17 protein-coding genes are annotated in these 17,720 nt (G+C 71.1%); 13 read left to right on the plus strand and 4 right to left on the minus strand.

Annotated features, from left to right (window positions below):
- The first annotated feature begins 38 nt into the window (after positions 1-38).
- Genes AC4IJH_RS33710 through AC4IJH_RS33725 form a run of 4 tightly spaced genes read left to right on the plus strand, consistent with a single transcriptional unit; the run spans position 39 to position 4,325 of the window.
- A complete protein-coding gene (locus AC4IJH_RS33710; protein ID WP_490855746.1) occupies positions 39-1,532 on the plus strand; it encodes an ABC transporter ATP-binding protein in 1,494 nt (497 codons plus the stop codon).
- Entirely contained in the window at positions 1,529-2,632 is a 1,104-nt protein-coding gene (locus AC4IJH_RS33715) for an ABC transporter permease (RefSeq protein WP_490855747.1), read from the plus strand. The genes AC4IJH_RS33710 and AC4IJH_RS33715 overlap by 4 nt, the downstream gene beginning before the upstream one ends.
- Positions 2,629-3,906 carry an ABC transporter permease gene (locus AC4IJH_RS33720; protein WP_490855748.1) on the plus strand — a complete coding sequence of 426 codons (1,278 nt, stop codon included), beginning with the start codon at positions 2,629-2,631 and terminating at the stop codon, positions 3,904-3,906. The genes AC4IJH_RS33715 and AC4IJH_RS33720 overlap by 4 nt, the downstream gene beginning before the upstream one ends.
- On the plus strand, positions 3,903-4,325 hold the full coding sequence (locus tag AC4IJH_RS33725; protein ID WP_490855749.1) for a cytidine deaminase: 423 nt from the start codon (positions 3,903-3,905) through the stop codon (positions 4,323-4,325). Before AC4IJH_RS33720 ends, AC4IJH_RS33725 begins: the two co-directional genes overlap by 4 nt.
- Before the next feature lie 142 nt (positions 4,326-4,467).
- On the opposite strand, the gene AC4IJH_RS33730 is transcribed toward AC4IJH_RS33725, so the two are convergent.
- Positions 4,468-5,028 carry a MarR family winged helix-turn-helix transcriptional regulator gene (locus AC4IJH_RS33730; RefSeq protein WP_490855750.1) on the minus strand — a complete coding sequence of 187 codons (561 nt, stop codon included), beginning with the start codon at positions 5,026-5,028 and terminating at the stop codon, positions 4,468-4,470.
- 172 nt (positions 5,029-5,200) lie between these two features.
- Here AC4IJH_RS33730 and AC4IJH_RS33735 point away from each other — a divergent pair, with 172 nt between their 5' ends.
- The 4 genes from AC4IJH_RS33735 (at position 5,201) to AC4IJH_RS33750 (ending at position 9,292) form a co-directional block, all read left to right on the plus strand.
- Positions 5,201-6,478: a thymidine phosphorylase gene (locus tag AC4IJH_RS33735; protein WP_490855751.1), complete on the plus strand. Its 1,278-nt coding sequence runs from the start codon at positions 5,201-5,203 to the stop codon at positions 6,476-6,478.
- Positions 6,479-6,560: 82 nt separating this feature from the next.
- Positions 6,561-7,322: a bestrophin-like domain gene (locus AC4IJH_RS33740; protein WP_490855752.1), complete on the plus strand. Its 762-nt coding sequence runs from the start codon at positions 6,561-6,563 to the stop codon at positions 7,320-7,322.
- Positions 7,323-7,452: 130 nt separating this feature from the next.
- Complete coding sequence (locus AC4IJH_RS33745; RefSeq protein WP_490855753.1) at positions 7,453-8,070, plus strand: TetR/AcrR family transcriptional regulator; 618 nt, start codon at positions 7,453-7,455, stop codon at positions 8,068-8,070.
- Positions 8,071-8,113: 43 nt separating this feature from the next.
- Positions 8,114-9,292, plus strand: a complete 1,179-nt coding sequence (locus AC4IJH_RS33750) for an acyltransferase family protein (protein ID WP_490855754.1) — start codon at positions 8,114-8,116, stop codon at positions 9,290-9,292.
- A 159-nt stretch (positions 9,293-9,451) separates the two neighbouring features.
- Here AC4IJH_RS33750 and AC4IJH_RS33755 read toward each other — a convergent pair whose 3' ends face one another.
- The gene (locus AC4IJH_RS33755; RefSeq protein ID WP_490855755.1) at positions 9,452-10,774 is read right to left on the minus strand and encodes an MFS transporter; all 1,323 of its coding nucleotides are present in this window, start codon (positions 10,772-10,774) and stop codon (positions 9,452-9,454) included.
- 63 nt (positions 10,775-10,837) lie between these two features.
- Here AC4IJH_RS33755 and AC4IJH_RS33760 point away from each other — a divergent pair, with 63 nt between their 5' ends.
- Both AC4IJH_RS33760 and AC4IJH_RS33765 read left to right on the plus strand, forming a co-directional pair.
- Positions 10,838-11,836 carry a LysR family transcriptional regulator gene (locus AC4IJH_RS33760; protein WP_490855756.1) on the plus strand — a complete coding sequence of 333 codons (999 nt, stop codon included), beginning with the start codon at positions 10,838-10,840 and terminating at the stop codon, positions 11,834-11,836.
- A 240-nt stretch (positions 11,837-12,076) separates the two neighbouring features.
- Positions 12,077-13,762 (plus strand): FAD-binding oxidoreductase, encoded by a 1,686-nt coding sequence (locus AC4IJH_RS33765; protein ID WP_490855757.1) that lies wholly within the window; start codon positions 12,077-12,079, stop codon positions 13,760-13,762.
- A 59-nt stretch (positions 13,763-13,821) separates the two neighbouring features.
- On the opposite strand, the gene AC4IJH_RS33770 is transcribed toward AC4IJH_RS33765, so the two are convergent.
- Positions 13,822-14,223 (minus strand): VOC family protein, encoded by a 402-nt coding sequence (locus tag AC4IJH_RS33770; RefSeq protein ID WP_490855758.1) that lies wholly within the window; start codon positions 14,221-14,223, stop codon positions 13,822-13,824.
- Between the two features lie 100 nt (positions 14,224-14,323).
- Here AC4IJH_RS33770 and AC4IJH_RS33775 point away from each other — a divergent pair, with 100 nt between their 5' ends.
- Entirely contained in the window at positions 14,324-14,890 is a 567-nt protein-coding gene (locus AC4IJH_RS33775) for a MarR family winged helix-turn-helix transcriptional regulator (protein WP_490855759.1), read from the plus strand.
- Positions 14,891-15,036: 146 nt separating this feature from the next.
- Here the strand turns inward: AC4IJH_RS33775 and AC4IJH_RS33780 are convergent, their stop codons facing one another.
- Positions 15,037-15,798, minus strand: coding sequence for an alpha/beta hydrolase (locus AC4IJH_RS33780; RefSeq protein WP_490855760.1), 762 nt, complete (start codon positions 15,796-15,798; stop codon positions 15,037-15,039).
- A gap of 103 nt (positions 15,799-15,901) precedes the next feature.
- On the opposite strand from AC4IJH_RS33780, the gene AC4IJH_RS33785 reads away from it, so the two are divergent.
- Both AC4IJH_RS33785 and AC4IJH_RS33790 read left to right on the plus strand, forming a co-directional pair.
- Complete coding sequence (locus AC4IJH_RS33785) at positions 15,902-17,062, plus strand: adenosine deaminase (protein WP_490855761.1); 1,161 nt, start codon at positions 15,902-15,904, stop codon at positions 17,060-17,062.
- A 139-nt stretch (positions 17,063-17,201) separates the two neighbouring features.
- A complete protein-coding gene (locus AC4IJH_RS33790) occupies positions 17,202-17,621 on the plus strand; it encodes an ATP-binding protein (protein WP_490855762.1) in 420 nt (139 codons plus the stop codon).
- The last annotated feature ends 99 nt before the right edge of the window (positions 17,622-17,720 follow it).

The raw sequence follows: 17,720 nt of genomic DNA on the forward strand, positions 1-17,720 counted from the left end.
TAGAACTCCGCGGCATCACCAAAAGGTTCCCCGGCGTCGTGGCCAACCACGACATCCACCTGACCGTCCGCCGCGGCACCGTGCACGCGCTGTGCGGTGAGAACGGCGCGGGCAAGTCCACCCTGATGAAGATCCTTTATGGCATGCAGAAGCCGGACGAGGGCAGCATCGCGCTCGACGGCGAGCAGGTGAACCTGCACACGCCCGGCGACGCCATCGCCCGCGGCATCGGCATGGTCCACCAGCACTTCATGCTCGCCGACAACCTCAGCGTCCTGGAGAACACCGTTCTGGGCGCGGAGAAGCTGCACGGCATCGGTGGCCGGGCGCGCAAGAAGATCATGGAGATCTCGGACGCGTACGGGCTCGGCGTACGGCCCGAGGCGCTGGTGGAGGACCTGGGCGTCGCCGACCGGCAGCGCGTGGAGATCCTCAAGGTCCTCTACCGGGGCGCCCGTACGCTCATCCTCGACGAGCCGACCGCGGTGCTGGTGCCCCAGGAGGTCGACGCGCTCTTCGACAACCTGCGGGAGCTGAAGGCCGAGGGCCTGACCGTCATCTTCATCTCGCACAAGCTGGGCGAGGTGCTCTCGGTCGCCGACGACATCACCGTCATCCGGCGGGGCACCACGGTCGCCTCGGTGGAGCCCGCGAAGACCACGCCCAAGCAGCTCGCCGAGCTGATGGTGGGCAGCGAACTGCCCTCGCCCGAGACGCGTGAGTCCACGGTGACCGATGTGCCGATGCTGGGCGTGGAGGAACTGCGGCTGAGCGCCACGGACTCCGACGGCGTGGAGCGCACCGTACTGGACGGGATCTCCTTCACCATCCACAAGGGCGAGGTGCTCGGCGTCGCCGGCGTGGAGGGCAACGGGCAGGCGGAGCTGGTCGAAGCGATCATGGGCACGCGGGTACTGGACCGCGGCACCGTGACGCTGGACGGCCAGGACCTGACGCGCACCTCCACCCGCAAGCGGCGCGAGGGCGGCATCGGGTACGTACCCGAGGACCGCCACCGCCACGGCCTGCTGCTGGAGGCCCCGCTGTGGGAGAACCGCATCCTGGGGCATGTCACCGAGGCGCCCAACAGCAAGGGCGCGCTGCTGGATCTGGCCGGTGCGCGCAAGGACACCGAGCGGATCGTCGAGGAGTACGACGTCCGTACTCCCGGCATCGACGTCACCGCGGCGTCGCTGTCCGGCGGAAATCAGCAAAAGCTCATCGTGGGGCGGGAGATGAGCCATCGGCCCAAGCTGCTGATCGCCGCCCACCCCACCCGCGGTGTCGACGTCGGCGCCCAGGCGCAGATCTGGGAGCAGATCCGCCAGGCGCGGCGCGAGGGCCTGGCGGTGCTGCTGATCTCCGCCGATCTGGACGAGCTGATCGGGCTCTCCGACACCTTGCGGGTGATGTACCGCGGCCGGCTGGTCGCGGACGCCGATCCCGCCACGATCACCCCGGAGGAGTTGGGCTCCGCCATGACCGGTGCCGCCAGCGGCCACTTGAAGCACGAAGGAGGTGACCAGGAGTGAAGTTCACCAAGGACAAGGTGGTCCTCGCGATCGCCGCGCCCCTCCTGGCCATCGTGGCCGCGTTCGTCATCAGCTCGCTGGTCTTCCTGGCCTCCGGCGAGAACCCGTTCCGGGCGTTCGGGATCATGGCCGACTACGGCCGCTACAGCGACAGCCAGGTCTGGATCATCAACAAGTCGGTGCCGTACTACCTTTCGGCGCTGGCGGTGGCCATCGGCTTCCGGATGAACCTGTTCAACATCGGTGTGGACGGCCAGTACCGGCTCGCCGCCTTCGCCGCGGCGGCGGTCGGCGGCGCCATCGCGCTGCCGGGCGCGATCCAGATCATCCTGCTGATCGTCGTGGCGATGCTGGTCGGCGCGATCTGGGCGGGCATCGCGGGTCTGCTCAAGACGACCCGCGGGGTCAGCGAGGTCATCACCACCATCATGCTGAACGCCATCGCCGCCTCGGTGATCGGCTACTTCCTGCAGGACGGGCGCCTGGCCGTCAAGGACGGCAACCTGCTGCACACCAAGTTCCTGCCGGAGTCCAGCCACTTCTTCTCCTTCCCCACCCACCCCAAGCCCGTCTACGGCTTCGTGGTGGTGGCCGTACTGGCGGGCCTGGTCTACTGGTTCGTCCTCAACCGCACCCGCTTCGGCTTCGACCTGCGGGCGGTGGGCTCCTCGGAGTCGGCGGCCGAGGCCAGCGGCGTGAGCGTCAAGCGGATGGTCGTCATCAGCATGCTGCTGTCGGGCGCCGCGGCCGGACTGGTCGGCATGCCCACCCTGCTGGGCGAGTCCTTCAACTACGGCACCGACTTCCCCGCCGGCATCGGCTTCACCGGCATCGCCATCGCCCTGCTGGGCCGCAACCACCCCGTCGGCATGGCGCTGGGCGCGCTGCTGTGGGCCTTCCTGGACCGCACCGGCTCCCGGCTGGAGTTCGAGGGGTACGCGCAGGAGATCGTCGGCGTCATCCAGGGCGTCATCGTGCTGTGCGTGGTCATCGCGTACGAGATCGTGCGCCGGTACGGGCTCCGCGCCCAGCAGCGCAAGGTCGGCGCCGAGCTGGCCGCCCAGGCCCGTAACAACGACAAGGCGGAGGTGACCGCGTGAGCACGGACGTCAAGGCCACCGCCGCGGCCCCGGTGAAGGGCGGCCCGCGCCGCAAACTGTCCTATCCCGTCGTCCTGTTGATCATCGCGGGTGCGCTGCTCGCGGTCTCCGCGCTGCGGATGATCACCGGTACCGGCGACCTCACCTCGGCCGGGCAGTTCAGCGCCGCGCTCGCCGCCGCCACCTCGATCGGCCTGGCCGGTCTGGGCGGCCTGTGGGCCGAGCGCGCGGGCGTGGTCAACATCGGCCTCGAAGGCATGATGATGCTCGGGTCCTTCGCGGCCGGCTGGGTCGGCTGGCAGCACGGCCCGTGGGCCGCCGCGGCGGCCGGGATCGTCGGCGGCGCGCTGGGCGGACTCATCCACGCCGTCGCCACCGTCACCTTCGGTGTCGACCACATCGTCTCCGGTGTCGCCGTCAACATCCTCGCCCTGGGCGCCACCCAGTACCTCGCCACCCTGTGGTTCGGCGCCGAGGGCAGCGCGGCGATGAAGGCGGGCGGCAACGACAAGCAGTCGCCGCCGATGGCCGACATGCCCACCTTCACCATCCCCGGGCTGTCCGACTGGCTGGAGTCGGTGGAGAACCACCACTGGTTCCTTCTCTCCGACCTCGCCGGCATCCTCGGCGGCCTGGTCACAGGCGTCTCGTGGCTCACCGTCCTCGCGGTGCTGGTCTTCGTCGGCAGCTTCTTCCTGCTGTGGCGCTCGCCCTTCGGCCTGCGGCTGCGCTCCTGCGGTGAGGCCCCGGTCTCCGCCGAGACGCTGGGCGTCAACGTCTACACGTACAAGTACGCGGCCGTGCTGGTCTCCGGCGCGCTCGCCGGGCTCGGCGGCGCCTTCCTCTCCATCGGCGTGCACTTCTACCAGGACGGGCAGACCGGCGGCCGCGGCTATATCGGCCTGGCCACGATGATCTTCGGCAACTGGCGCCCGGGCGGCGTCGCGATGGGCGCGGGCCTGTTCGGCTTCATGGACGCCATGCAGCTGCGCAGCGGCGGACCGACCGTGCACGCCCTGCTGCTGGGCCTGGCCGCGCTGCTCGCGGTGCTCGCCCTGTTCCGGCTGCGCGCCGCCAAGCGCGCCCAGGCGGCGGTGGCCGCAGTGGTCGCCGTGCTGCTGGTGCTCTGGTACTTCCTCACCGACTCCGTGCCCCTGGAGCTCGTCGAGGCCAGCCCCTACATCGCCACGCTGCTGGTGCTGGCGCTGTTCGCCCAGCGGCTGCGGCCGCCCAAGGCCGTCGGCAAGCCGTACCGCCGGGGGCAGGGCACGTGAGCGAGCGCACGACCGACGAGGTCGACTGGGACGGCCTCAGGGCGCGGGCCCGGGACGCCATGTCCCGGGCCTACGCCCCGTACTCGGGCTATCCGGTGGGCGCCGCCGCGCTGGTGGACGACGGGCGCACGGTCACCGGCTGCAATGTCGAGAACGCCTCCTACGGGCTGGCGCTGTGTGCCGAATGCGGCCTGATCTCCGCCCTGTTCGCCAGCGGCGGCGGTCGGCTGACGGCCTTCACCTGCGTGGACGGCGAGGGCGATCTGCTGGTGCCGTGCGGGCGGTGCCGTCAGCTGCTGTACGAGCACGGCGGCCCCGGCCTACTGGTCGACACGGCGGCGGGAGTCCGCCCGCTGTCGGATCTGCTGCCGGACGCGTTCGGTCCCGAGCACCTGGCTCGCACCCATCGCGTCCCGTAAGGGGCGCGGGGAACTGCGCGACCAGCCACGTACTGGCCGCAGACGACCGATCACTGCAAGCGCGGTCGTGTCACCGCAGGCCGGTGGGGGCCGGCCGCGCGGTTCCCCGCGCCCCTCAAGACTGCGCAGTTCCCCGCGCCCCTTACGGGGCACCGGGAGGGGCCACGCCCGCGGCGACATCGATGCCCGGATCGTCCCGGAATTCCTCCGCGTACCGGCCGGCGTCGCTGCCCCGCAAGGAGGGGTCGTCCGATGCGGCGACCAGGGCCCGCAGGCCTTCGACCAGGCCGGTGCGCAGGTCGGGGGAGAGGCCGCTGACCAGGGTCTCGATCTCGCGGCGCCGGTGGGCCAGTACGCGCTCGACCAGGTCCGCGCCGCGCGGCGAAAGGCTCAGGACGACCTCCCGGCGGCTGTCGGGGTTGGCGCGCCGGTCCACCAGCCCGCCGGCCGCCAGCTTGCCCGTCATCCGCATCGCGGCCGACGGATTGACCCCCAGCACCCCGGCCAGGGTGGCGAGTTTGACCGGGCCGCAGCCCTCCAGCGCGACGAGGGTGCGCAGCTGCGCCAGCGTGAGGGAGTCGTCCACCTCCACCAGCGCGCGGGCCGACACGGCGATCACCAGCCGCGACGCCGCCATCACCGCCGCCGTCACTTCGTCCGGCTCTGCGAAGAAGCCGTCGGCCGTCACCAGATCCGCAGTCATCCGTCCCCCTGGCCCCCTCCGGCGCCTTCGTGGCCCCGCCCGGCGCGGGGCCTGCGCGGGCGGAGGCCTCGATCTTCCGGGTCTATGCGTGTAGAACTGAAGGGTCCGCCCGCCGCGTCGTTCCCGGGTCCAGGGACGGGTGGAGCGGCAGAGTGCCACGAAAGGAAGCCTGATGGACGTCATCAGCGTCATTCGCACCAAGCGCGACCGGGGCGAGCTGACCCCCGAGCAGATCGACTGGGTCATCGACGCGTACACCCGCGGCGAGGTCGCCCACGAGCAGATGTCGGCCCTGGCGATGGCCATCTTCCTCAACGGCATGAACCGCGCGGAGATCGCCCGCTGGACCGCGGCGATGATCGCCTCCGGCGAGCGCATGGACTTCTCCTCGCTGCCCCGCCCCACGGCGGACAAGCACTCCACCGGCGGCGTCGGCGACAAGATCACCCTGCCGCTGGCGCCCCTCGTCGCGGCCTGCGGCGCCGCCGTACCGCAGCTCTCGGGCCGGGGCCTGGGCCACACCGGCGGCACCCTGGACAAGCTGGAGTCCATCCCCGGCTGGCGCGCCCTGCTCTCCAACTCCGAGATGCTGGACGTGCTGCGCGACGTCGGCTCCGTCATCTGCGCGGCGGGCGACGGCCTGGCCCCCGCCGACAAGAAGCTGTACGCGCTGCGCGATGTCACCGGCACCGTCGAGGCCATCCCGCTGATCGCCTCCTCCATCATGTCCAAGAAGATCGCCGAGGGCACCGGCTCGCTCGTCCTGGACGTCAAGGTCGGCTCCGGCGCGTTCATGAAGAATCTCGACGACGCCCGCGAACTGGCGTCCACGATGGTGGAGTTGGGCACCGACCACGGCGTGCGGACCGTCGCGCTGCTCACCGACATGGCCACCCCGCTCGGCCTGACCGCGGGCAACGCCCTGGAGGTACGCGAGTCCGTCGAGGTGCTGGCCGGCGGCGGCCCGCAGGACGTCGTCGACCTCACCCTCGCGCTGGCCCGCGAGATGCTGGACGCCGCGGGCCTGAAGGACGCCGACCCGGCCAAGGCGCTGGCCGACGGCTCCGCGATGGACCACTGGCGCCGGATGATCCGCGCCCAGGGCGGCGACCCGGACGCCCCGCTCCCCGTCGCCCGCGAGACGCAGACCCTCACCGCGCCCGCCTCCGGCGTCCTGACCTCCCTGGACGCCTACGCCGTCGGCCTGGCCGCCTGGCGTCTGGGCGCGGGCCGCGCCCGCAAGGAGGACCCGGTGCAGGCGGGCGCCGGCGTGGAGATCCACGCCAAGCCCGGCGACGAGGTCAAGGAGGGCCAGCCGCTGCTGACCCTGCACACCGACACCCCGGAGAAGTTCGACTACGCCCTGCAGTCCCTGGCCGGCGCGTACGACATCGCCCCCGCGGGAACGGACTTCACGCCCAACCCGATCGTCCTCGGCCGCATCGCCTGACGCCCGGCTCCGGTTCAAACCCTCGCCCCATCACACGATCGTGTAATGGGGCGAGGCTGTTTCAGGCACCACGATGGAGCGCATGCCGCTTCGGGGAACCCTGCTGATCCTGTGCACCTCACTGCTCACCGTGGCCTGCTTCCTGCTCTGCGCCCACCTCGTACCGCTCGACGTCCGCACCGCGCAGAACGAGGCGCTGAGCGCGGTGTACGCGCAGGTCGGTGTCGTCTACGCGGTCGTGCTCGCCATGGTCGTCATCGGCGTGTGGGACGCCCGCAAACGCGCCCACACCAACACCTACACCGAGACCAACGCCGTACTCCAGGTCTTCTGGTACGGCCAGGCGCTGCGCGGCGAGGACGGGACCTGGATCACCACGCTCGCCGTGCAGTACACCCGCAGCGTCATCGAGACCGAGTGGGAGCTGCTCGCCGGTGGCCAGGCCAGCCCCCAGGTGTGGAAGCAGTACATAGAGCTGCGGCGCGCGTTGAACACCCACGAGCCCCTGACGGCCGGTGACGAGGGCCGCTACCAGGTGGCCCTGCAGGCCATAGCCCAACTCGGCGACGCCCGCCGCGAGCGCATCAACGAGGCCGCGCAGGGCACGGTCCCCGGCCTGCTGTGGACCGCCCTGCTCCTGGGCGGCGCCGTCACCGTCGGCTTCTCCTTCATGTTCGGCATGGCCGACCTGTGGGTCCACACCGTCGTGATCTTCCTGCTCTCCACCGTCATCGGTTTTCTCATGCTGCTGGCCCACGAGCTCAACCACCCTTTCAGCGGCCCGGTCCGCGTCCACCCCACCGCCTTCGAACTGGCCCTCACCCGTATGTCCACCCTCGTCTGACCTGGGCACAGCGGCCGGCATCCGGACCGCTCTGGACAGCCTCCGGCCGCATGGCCTAGCTTTTGGCCGCCTGGTCAAAAAATGGGCCGGGCGGTCAGCCAGTCATCGGCCCGGGGAGGGCAAGCGGACCGTGGGGGAGCAGCAGCGCTCGTTCATCGAGCAGGCCCGCCGGGCGCAGATCATCGATGCCGCCGTGGAGACCATCGCGGCCAAGGGGTTCGCCGGGGCCTCGCTCGCGCAGATCGCCGAGCGGGCCCGGATCAGCAAGGGCGTGATCTCGTACCACTTCTTTGGCAAGGACGAGCTGATCGAGCAGGTCGTCGGGCAGATCTTCGAGCGGATCGAAGCGTTCATGGCGCCGCGGCTGGAGGAGCAGGAGGCGGGTGGCGGCTGGCTGCGCACCTACATCCAGTCGCTCGCCGAGTACATGCACGGCCACCGGTCCCAACTGGCCGCGCTGAGCGCGATCTTCCACAACTTCCGCGCCGCCGACGGCTCCCCGCGCTACGGAGTGGTGAGCACCGAGCCGCTCTACGCCGCGCTGGAGGAGGTCTTCCGCCAGGCCCAGCAGCGCGGTGAGTTCCGCGCGTTCGACCCCCGCGTGATGGCCGTCAGCCTCCAGTCCGGCCTCGACGCGATGTTCGAGTACTGGAGCGCCTATCCCGAGCACGACCTCGCGGCGCACGCGCGCGAACTGGCCGATCTTTACGAGCACGCCACCCGCGCACAGCACCCGCCCACCGAGTGAACGGTCGCCACAGCACCACTGATCACCGATTGGGGAACCGCCGATGACCCAGCAGGACGGGGAGAGCAAGGCCTCAACCGCCAAGGACATACCCGTCACCCAGCGGGCCGGCCCCGCCCGGCTCCTCTACATCGACAATCTGCGCATCGCGCTGACGGCGCTCGTGGTGCTGCACCACACCGCCGTCACCTACAGCACCATCAACGCCTGGTTCTACACCGAGCCCGCCAAGGACGGCTCGGGGATGCTCCTGGACATCTTCGTCATGGTCAACCAGGCGTTCTTCATGGGCTTCTTCTTCCTGATCGCCGGGCTCTTCACCCCCGGCTCGTACGAGCGCAAGGGCGCGGGCCCCTTCCTGCGGGACCGCCTCAAGCGGCTCGGCATCCCGCTGCTCGCCTTCCTCCTGCTGATCCGCCCGATAGTGGACTTCGGCGCCTACGAGCGGTTCCGCGACCGGCTGTCCTACTGGGCCTTCTACATCGACAGCTGGGACCCGGGCCCGATGTGGTTCGTCGAGGTGCTGCTGGTGTTCACCGCGGCCTATGTCCTGCTGCGCCGCCGCCGGGAGCGCCGTGCGCGGGCCGTCCCCGCCGACGCGCAGGCCCGGGGGGTATGTCCGCTGCGCCCGCGTTCCCTCGTCGCCTTCGGCCTCGGCCTGACCCTCGCCACCTACCTGTGGCGCATCCTCGTCCCGGTCGGCACCTACGTCCCGGTGCTGGGTCTCCCCTCTCCCAACTACCTCCCCCAGTACGCGAGTTTCTTCGCCCTGGGCGTGCTGGCCCACCGCCGCGGCTGGCTGACGTCCCTCTCCCGCACCGCCGGCCGCATCGGCTTCGCCGTCAGCGCCGTGGCCACGCTCGCCTTCCTCCCGGTGGCCCTGCTCTCCCCGCCGGAGTCGATCGCCGGCTTCGGCACCTGGGAGTCGCTGGCCATGGCCGCATGGGAGTCGGCGCTCGCCCTCGGCATGGTCCTCGGCCTGACCGTCCTCTTCCGCGAACGCCTCAATCACCAGGGCCGCACCGCCACCTTCCTCTCCCGCCACGCCTTCACCGTCTACCTCGTCCACCCACCCGTCCTCGTCGCCCTCGGCTACGCCTTCCGCTGGCTGCACGCCCCCGCCATCGAAAAATTCGCCCTGGTCGCAACCCTGGCCCTCCCCTTGTGCTGGACCCTCGCCTACGCCGTCCGCTCCCTCCCGCACGCCGACCGGGTCCTGTAGGGCGCACAGCGCGCCCATAAGGGGCGAGGGGAACCGCGCGACCAGCCACAGACGGCCCGCAGCCGACCGCCCGCACACGATGAAGGGGCCGCCCCACCAGGACAGGTGGATGGGGCGGCCCCTTCGGTTCAGGGGGTGTGACGCGTTCGGCTCAGCGCGTCACGCGGCCTTCTCCAGGCGCAGCAGGCGCTGTTCGGCGACGGCCTTGCGGGTGGCGTACAGCGTGATGGCGGCGGCGCCGAGCATGGCGGTCAGGCCGAGCAGGACGGTGCCGTCCCAGCCGGCGGCGTGGAAGGCGAGGGCGCCGAGCGCGCCGCCGAGGCTGCTGCCGATGTAGTACGCGCACTGGTACAGGGCCGAGGCCTGGGCGCGGGCGGTCTTGGCGGCGCGGCTGACCGAGGAGGAGGCCACCGCGTGTCCGGCGAAGAAGCCCGCGGTGATCAGGACCAGGCCCGCCAGGACCGCCGTCAGGGAGTGGGAGAGGGACAGCAGCAGGCCGCTGGAGGTGGTGCCGACCGCGAGGTAGAGGGCGCCGCGCCGGCCCACGCGGCCCACCAGCTTCCCGGCCGCGGCCGAGGAGAGCGTGCCGACCAGGTAGATCAGGAAGATCGAACCGATCAGGCCCTGGGGAAGGTTGAACGGTTCGCCGACCAGCCGGTAGCCGATGACCGTGTAGATGGCGCCGAAGACCGTCATGAACAGGGCGCCGATGGCGTACAGACGGCGCAGCAGCGGGTCGGAGAGGTGGCCGGCCAACGTGGCGGCCAGCGCCCGCGGCCCCACCGAACGGGACGTGAAGTGGCGGGCCTTGGGGATCAGCAGGCGGAAGACCACGGCGCACAGCACCGCCATCGCGCCGACCGCGGCCAGCCCGGCGCGCCAGCCCCAGGCCTGGGAGACCCAGCCGCTGACGATCCGGCCCGACATGCCGCCGATGCTGTTGCCCGCGACGAACAGCCCGATCGCGCCCACCAGCGCCTTGGCCCGTACCTCCTCGGCGAGGAAGGCCATCGCGGAGGCGGGGAGCCCGGCCAGGGCCACACCCTGTACGGCGCGCAGCGCGATGAGCCAGCCCAGCGACGGGGCGAGCGGCACCAGCATCGCGATCACGGCGGCGACGGAGAGGGAGGCGGTCATCATCGTGCGGCGGCCGAAGCGCTCGGACAGCGCGCTGAGCGGGATGACGGCCAGCGCCAGGCCGAAGGTCGCCGCCGACACGGTCCAGCTCGCCTGGTCGGGGGAGACCCGAAGGTCGGCCGAGATGGCGGGGAGCAGGGCCTGGGTGGAGTACAGGAGGGCGAAGGTCGCCACTCCGGCCGCGAAGAGGGCGAAGCTCATCCGGCGGTAACCGGGGCCACCGGGGCGCAGCTTGGCGGGCTCGGGGTCGGCCGGCTCGGCGGGGGCGGACTCGGCGGCAGGGGACGACGGGGCAGAGGCGTCCGCGCACGGTGTGGCGGACGCCCCGGTATCAGCGGGAGGCATGACGGCGACATTAGGCAGCCAGTTCTCATGCGTCCAATGCATAGAAACGACATAATTGATTCCATGGCGTATGAGCACAGCTCAGGGCGGTCTCTGTCACGGGCAAGCAACAGAAAAGACATTCAGGGAACTAACGAAGAACTAACGGATCTCGGTATCAACTCCTGGGCGGCCCTGCTCACTCCCCGCCTCGCCCAGTTCGCCGCCGTCGCCCGGCACGAGCATGTGACCCGCGCCGCGCAGGAGCTGGGCGTGCCCCAGCCCACCCTCAGCCGTGCCATCGTGCGCCTGGAGGAGGACCTGGGGGTGGCGCTCTTCGCCCGGCACGGCCGTACCCTCTCGCTCACGCCCGCGGGCCGCGCCTTCCTGGCCTCCGTGGAGCGCGCGCTGGCCGATGTGGAGCGCGCCACGGAGTCCGTACGCGCCGATGCCGATCCCGCGGCGGGCAAGGTGGCCTTCGGCTTTCTGCACACCCTGGGGCCCGAGACCGTGCCCGGCCTGATCCGTACCTTCCGCGCCGACCACCCGCGGGTGCGCTTCCAGCTCGTGCAGAACTACGGCGACGCGATGATCGAGCGGCTGCGCGCCGGGGACCTGGACCTGTGTCTGACCTCCCCGGTCCCGGACTCGCCCGACCTGGTGGCCCGGCGCCTGGACGAGCAGAAGCTGCGGCTGGTGGTCCCGGACGACCATCCGCTGGCCTCGCGCAAGCGCATCCGGCTCGCGGAGGCCGCCGCCGAGCTGTTCGTGACCCTGGAGCCGGGCTTCGGCCTGCGCCGTATTACCGACGCCCTGTGCGCCGAGGCCGGTTTCACCCCCAAGATCGCCTTCGAGGGGGAGGAGGCGGAGACGCTGCGCGGCCTGGTCGCGGCCGGGTTCGGGGTGGCGCTGCTGCCGCCGCCGGTCTTTCCCCGGCCCGGAGTGGCCGAGCTGACGGTGACCGCGCCGCGCGCGGTCCGGGAGATCGGGGTGGCCTGGCTGGACGGGCACCCGGACACCCCGCCGGTGGCGGCGTTCAAGAAGTTCCTGCTGTCGCGGCGGGGGCAGCTGCTGCCGCGCTGAGGGGGCGGACCGGGGAGGGGCGGAGACTGGAAACATTCCCTCCGGTCGGTAATTCCTGCGGTGCGAAGGCGATTTGCCGCGTAAAAGTCCCGCCATCCCGTTGTCAAGCGGGGTCTGACTGACAGTTCGGACAGATTTATAGAACTGGCCCTTGCGCCTCACCTGTCACATTGGTCTAGTCTTTCGCCGATCGATCATCGGTCAACTTTCGTCGGGAAAAGACCCCTTGGGGGAATGGTCATGAGCAAGACGAACCCGGAACGTTCCGTCGGACGCAGATCCCTGCTCACCGGTGCGGCAGCGGTGGCCGGCGGTGCCGCCCTGGCTTCGGCACTGCCCACGAGCGCCCAGGCCGCGCCGCGGTCCGCCGCCGCCGGGGAGGCCGCCGCCACCACGTCGAGCGCCGTCACGGTCAAGCCGGGCGACGCCCGCTACCCGGACCTGGTGCGCGGCATCAACCAGCGCTGGGTCGCCAACCCTGAGTACGTCCGTCTGGTCACGACCACCTCCCAGGCCGTCAAGGCGGTCCAGGACGCGGTCTCCGCGGGCAAGCGGCTGACCGTGCGCAGCGGCGGCCACTGCTACGAGGACTTCGTCTTCAACAAGGACGTCCAGGTCGTCGTCGACATGTCGGCCATGACCCAGGTCTACTTCGACGCGGCCAAGAACGCCTTCGCCGTCGAGGCGGGCGCCTCCAACCTCAACATCTACGAGACCCTCTACAAGCTGTACGGGGTCACCCTCCCGGCGGGCTCCTGCGCCTCCGTGGGCGCCGGCGGCCACATATCCGGCGGCGGCTACGGCCTGCTCTCCCGACTGCACGGCCTGACCGTGGACCACCTGTACGGCGTCGAGGTCGTCGTGGTCGACAAGAACGGCACCGCCAAGGCCGTGGTCGCCACCCGCGACTCCACCGACGCCGCCCTGAAGGACCTGTGGTGGGCCCACACCGGCGGCGGTGGCGGCAACTTCGGCCTGATCACCCGCTACTGGCTGCGCACCCCCGGCGCGACGGGCACCGACCCCTCCAAGCTGCTGCCCAAGCCGCCGTCCGAGGTCTTCGTGCACGCCACGTCCTTCAAGTGGGCGGAGATGGACGAGGCCTCCTTCACGCGGCTGCTGCAGAACTGGGGCGCCTGGCACGAGAAGAACAGCGCCCCGGACTCGCCGTACAACTCGCTGTTCGGCCTGCTGAAGCTGAACCACAGCTCCAACGGCCAGATCGGTCTGCTCACGCAGATGGACGCCAAGGTGCCCAACGCGCAGGGCCTGCTGAACGACTACCTCGCCGCCGTCACCGCGGGCGTGGGCGTGCAGCGCCAGGCGATGACCGTACGGATGGGCGAGCACGCGGCGATGCCGCAGTTCGCCGCCCCGCGGACGCTGCCCTGGTACATCGCCACCGACTACCTCAGCGGCGGCAACCCGACGCTGCACGGCAAGTACAAGTCGGCGTACGCGCGCAAGGGCTTCTCCGCCACCCAGATCAAGGCGATGTACAAGCACCTGTCGCGCACCGACTACCACAACCCCGACGCGCTGGTGCAGGTCGACTCCTACGGCGGCCGGATCAACGCGGTCAAGCCCGGCGACACCGCGGTGCCGCAGCGCGACTCGGTCCTCAAGCTCCAGTACCAGACCTACTGGACCGACCCGTCCGAGGAGGCCAAGCACCTCAACTGGATCCGGGAGTTCTACCGCGACGTGTACGCGGAGACCGGCGGTGTGCCGGTCCCCGGCGACATCAACGACGGCTGCTACGTCAACTACCCGGACACCGACCTGAGCACGCAGACGTGGAACGCCTCCACGACGGCGTGGAACAGCCTCTACTACAAGGAGAACTACGCGCGCCTGCAGAAGACCAAGGCCGCGTGGGACCCGAAGAACTTCTTCAAGCACAGCCAGTCGGTGCAACTGCCGTAGTGCGCCGGTGAGATGACCGAGCGGTGTGCTCCGGGCCGGGGAGGGCCGGGGCACACCGCTCAGCTGTCGGGGAACTCCCCGTAGGGCGCGGTCATGAACTCGATGCTGACCGTGCCGCCCGGGTCGCGGACGTAGACCCCGCGGCCGCCGAAGTCGTGGTTGATCTCACCCGTCAGCTTCTGCTCGGGGTCGGCCCAGTAGGGGACGGCGCGCTCGGTGATGCGGCCCATGACCGCGTCGAACTCCTCGTCGGAGACCAGCAGCGCGATGTGCGAGATGTTGATCCGGTCGGCGTCCACCACGCTGTCCAGGAAGTCGATGCCGACGCCGTTGGCGGTGGTCACCTGGGCGAACGGGCCCCAGTGGACGGGCTCGGGGGAGCCCATCAGCCCGGTGAGGAAGGACGCGGCGGCGCGCTGGTCGCGGCAGTGCACGATCACGTGGTCGAGGGTGCCCGGCATACTCGCCTCCAGATCATCAGTGATCCTGACTGTTCGTCTTGCTGAGTATATGGGGTGCTGACTGATTGGCAATCCCTCCGGCGGCAGCAAAGATGTGGGGGTGACGTCACCCAAGCGCCCCAGCGCATCCCTGCCCTCCCTGCCCCAGCCCGGCGAGCTGGTCGGCGACCCCTACGCGCACGGCCCACGGATGCCCGCCGGCATGCTGCGCGGCCCCGGCTTTCTCGTGTCGCACGCCGCACTGCGGCTGTGGGGGATGCTGGAGGAGCGCCTGGCCGAGCACGACATGACCATGCGCCACCACGGACTCCTGGTCACCGTCGCCGAGTTGGGGCCCATCTCCCAGCAGGAGGCCGGCGCGATCCTGCGCACGGACCGTACGACCATGGTCGCCGTGGCCGACGACGCCGAACGCCGCGGCTGGATCTCCCGCGAGCGCGACCCGGCCGACCGCCGGCGCTACGCCCTGACCCTGACGCCCGAGGGGATACGCATGCGCGAACTCGCCGACCGCCTCACCGACGAGGCCGAGGCCACGCTGCTGGAACCCCTGAACGGCGCCGAACGCGATGCCCTGGGCGGGCTGTTGCAGAAGCTGGCCCGCGCACCGCACCCGGACTCCGCCTCGCTGCGGCAGGGCAAGAACGGGCGGCGCGCCGAGGGGTGACGTTTCCCCGGCGCCCGCGGGCCCGGCCTCCGGTCCCGCAGGCCGTGTCCCCGCTGTCGGTGCCTTCGCTGTCGGCGCCTTCGCTGTCGGCGCCTTCGCCGACGGCGCCTTCGCTGTCAGCGCCTTCGCTGTCAGCGCCTTCGCCGTCAGTGCCGCAGAGAGACCCCGAAGCCGGAGGCCAGCGGCATCCGCAGACCCAGGGGCGGGGGCGCGGCCAGGGCGTCCTCGACGGGCCGGGCGAAGGCGCGGGCGAAGAGGGAGCCCATCATGAAGTCCGCTGCCAGCGCCAGGACTTCGGAGCGGTGCTGGTGCAGGGAGTGGCCGTCGGAGTGCACCTCGAAGCGGCACACATCGCGGTTGGCCTTCTTGGCGCGCTCCGCGTAGCGGTAGGACAGATCGGGGTCGTTGCGCTCGTCGTTGGTGCCGTGCACCAGCAGCACCCGGCGGCCCGCGAGCTGCTTGACCGGCTCCGGCCCCTCGCTGTGCGTTCCGGGCCCGGGCAGCCAAGGGGCCAGCGCCAGGACGGAGTTGACGGCCGGGTGCCCGGCGGCGCGCAGGGCGGCCCGCCCGCCCATGCCCGTACCCACCAGGCACACCGGTACGTCGCCGTAGCGCCGCAGCACCTCCTCCAGCGCCCAGTGCGCATCGCGCGCCGGGTGGGCGGCCGGGCCGTTCCAGCCGCGGCAGCGGTAGTGCAGTACGTGCGCGACCAGACCCTCCTCCCGGCCCGCGCGGGCCAGCCTGGCGGCCAGCGGGCGGACCGCCAGCGCCGTCAGGGGTGAGGGCCGCCGGGTGCCCGTCGGCTCACCCTCGGGCAGTAAGAGCGCCACTCCACTCGCCGTCCGCCCCGTCGCCCCCACTGGTCTGCCCAGCCGGGCGGCGCGCTCCGGCACCGCTTGCCGATCCATGGGCGCAACGATGGCAGAAGGCGGCGCCCCGGCCACCTGTCGTGCGGGTCACCGTTGCATATCGTTCAGTGAGATCTACGCGCGTAGGGGCTAGAGTGCCGCAATGACGAGCGAGACCACCAACCTCCCGACAGCGGAGCAGATCAAGCGCGCGCCCAAGGTGCTGCTCCACGACCACCTCGACGGCGGCCTGCGGCCGGCCACGATCGTCGACCTCGCCCGCGAAAGCGGCTACGAGGGCCTCCCCGAGACCGACCCGGAAAAGCTGGGCATCTGGTTCCGCGAGGCCGCCGACTCCGGCTCCCTGGAGCGCTACCTGGAGACCTTCGCGCACACCTGCGCCGTCATGCAGACCCGCGAGGCGCTGGTGCGGGTGGCCGCCGAGTGCGCCGAGGACCTCGCGGCGGACGGCGTGGTGTACGCCGAGATCCGGTACGCCCCCGAGCAGCACCTGGAGAAGGGGCTGAGCCTCGAAGAGGTCGTCGAGGCGGTCAACGAGGGCTTTCGCGAGGGCGAGCGCCGCGCGAAGGCCAACGGCCACCGGATCCGCGTCGGCGCCCTGCTCACCGCCATGCGGCACGCGGCCCGCGCCCTGGAGATCGCCGAACTGGCCAACCGCTACCGCGACTTGGGCGTCGTCGGCTTCGACATCGCCGGGGCCGAGGCGGGCTTCCCGCCCACCCGCCACCTGGACGCCTTCGAGTACCTCAAGCGCGAGAACAACCACTTCACCATCCACGCCGGCGAGGCCTTCGGCCTGCCCTCCATCTGGCAGGCCCTGCAGTGGTGCGGCGCCGACCGCCTGGGCCACGGCGTGCGCATCATCGACGACATCGAGGTCGCCGACGACGGCTCGGTGAAGCTGGGCCGCCTGGCCTCCTACGTGCGCGACAAGCGCATTCCGCTGGAGATGTGCCCGACCTCCAACCTCCAGACGGGCGCCGCCAGTTCGTACGCCGAGCACCCCATCGGGCTGCTGCGCCGGCTCCAGTTCCGCCTCACGGTCAACACCGACAACCGGCTGATGAGCGGCACGAGCATGACCCAGGAATTCGAGCACCTGGTCAAGACATTTCGATACACGCTCGATGACATGCAGTGGTTTACAGTCAATGCGATGAAATCAGCGTTCATTCCTTTCGATGAACGTCTCGCCATGATCAATGACGTGATCAAGCCCGGATATGCCGAGCTCAGGTCCGAATGGCTGTTCCGTCACGCGGGCACGACCACCCCTGTGAGCAGTGGTTCTGACGCTGTGTAAGCGGAATCCGCACGGGAGTTGAGGCGGCCGGGACGATGCGTTCCGGCCGCTCTTCCGTGCCGCGGGGGGTTTGCGGCGCCGGTGATCTCCTCACTAGGTTCCTGTGCCGGTCAAGCCCCCGTGACAAGGACGTATTTCGATGAAGCAGGGAACCGTCAAGACTCTCGGTGTCGCCGCGCTCGGTGCCGCCTTCGCCGCCACCGCGGCCGGCAGCGCCTCCGCCGCCTCGCCGACCGAGATGGCCACCAGCGCCGCCACCGGGCTCGTACAGCAGCTCCCCGTCGACCAGGCCGCCAAGTCCCTGCCCGCGGGCACGGCGGAGTCTCTGGCCGCCGGCCAGAACGCGCTGGGCAGCGGCGCCGCCACGCTGCCGATGACCGCCGACAAGTCCCTGCCGACCGTCGCCGCGGGCGGCGAGGGCGGCGGCCTGCCGGGCGGCGACCTGCTCGGCGGCCTGCCGGTCGCGGGCGACGCGGCCAAGGGCGGTCTGCCGACCGACGCCGTCACCGGCGGTCTGCCGACCGGCGCCGTCCCCGGCGGCCTGCCCGGCCTCGGCTGAACCTGCCGCCCGTGTGCACATGGCCGTGGGGGGGGGGGGGGGGGGGGGGGGGGGGGGGGGGGGGGGGGGGGGGGGGGGGGGGGGGGGGGGGGGGGGGGG

It is taken from the genome of Streptomyces sp. UF-297 (assembly GCF_058245575.1).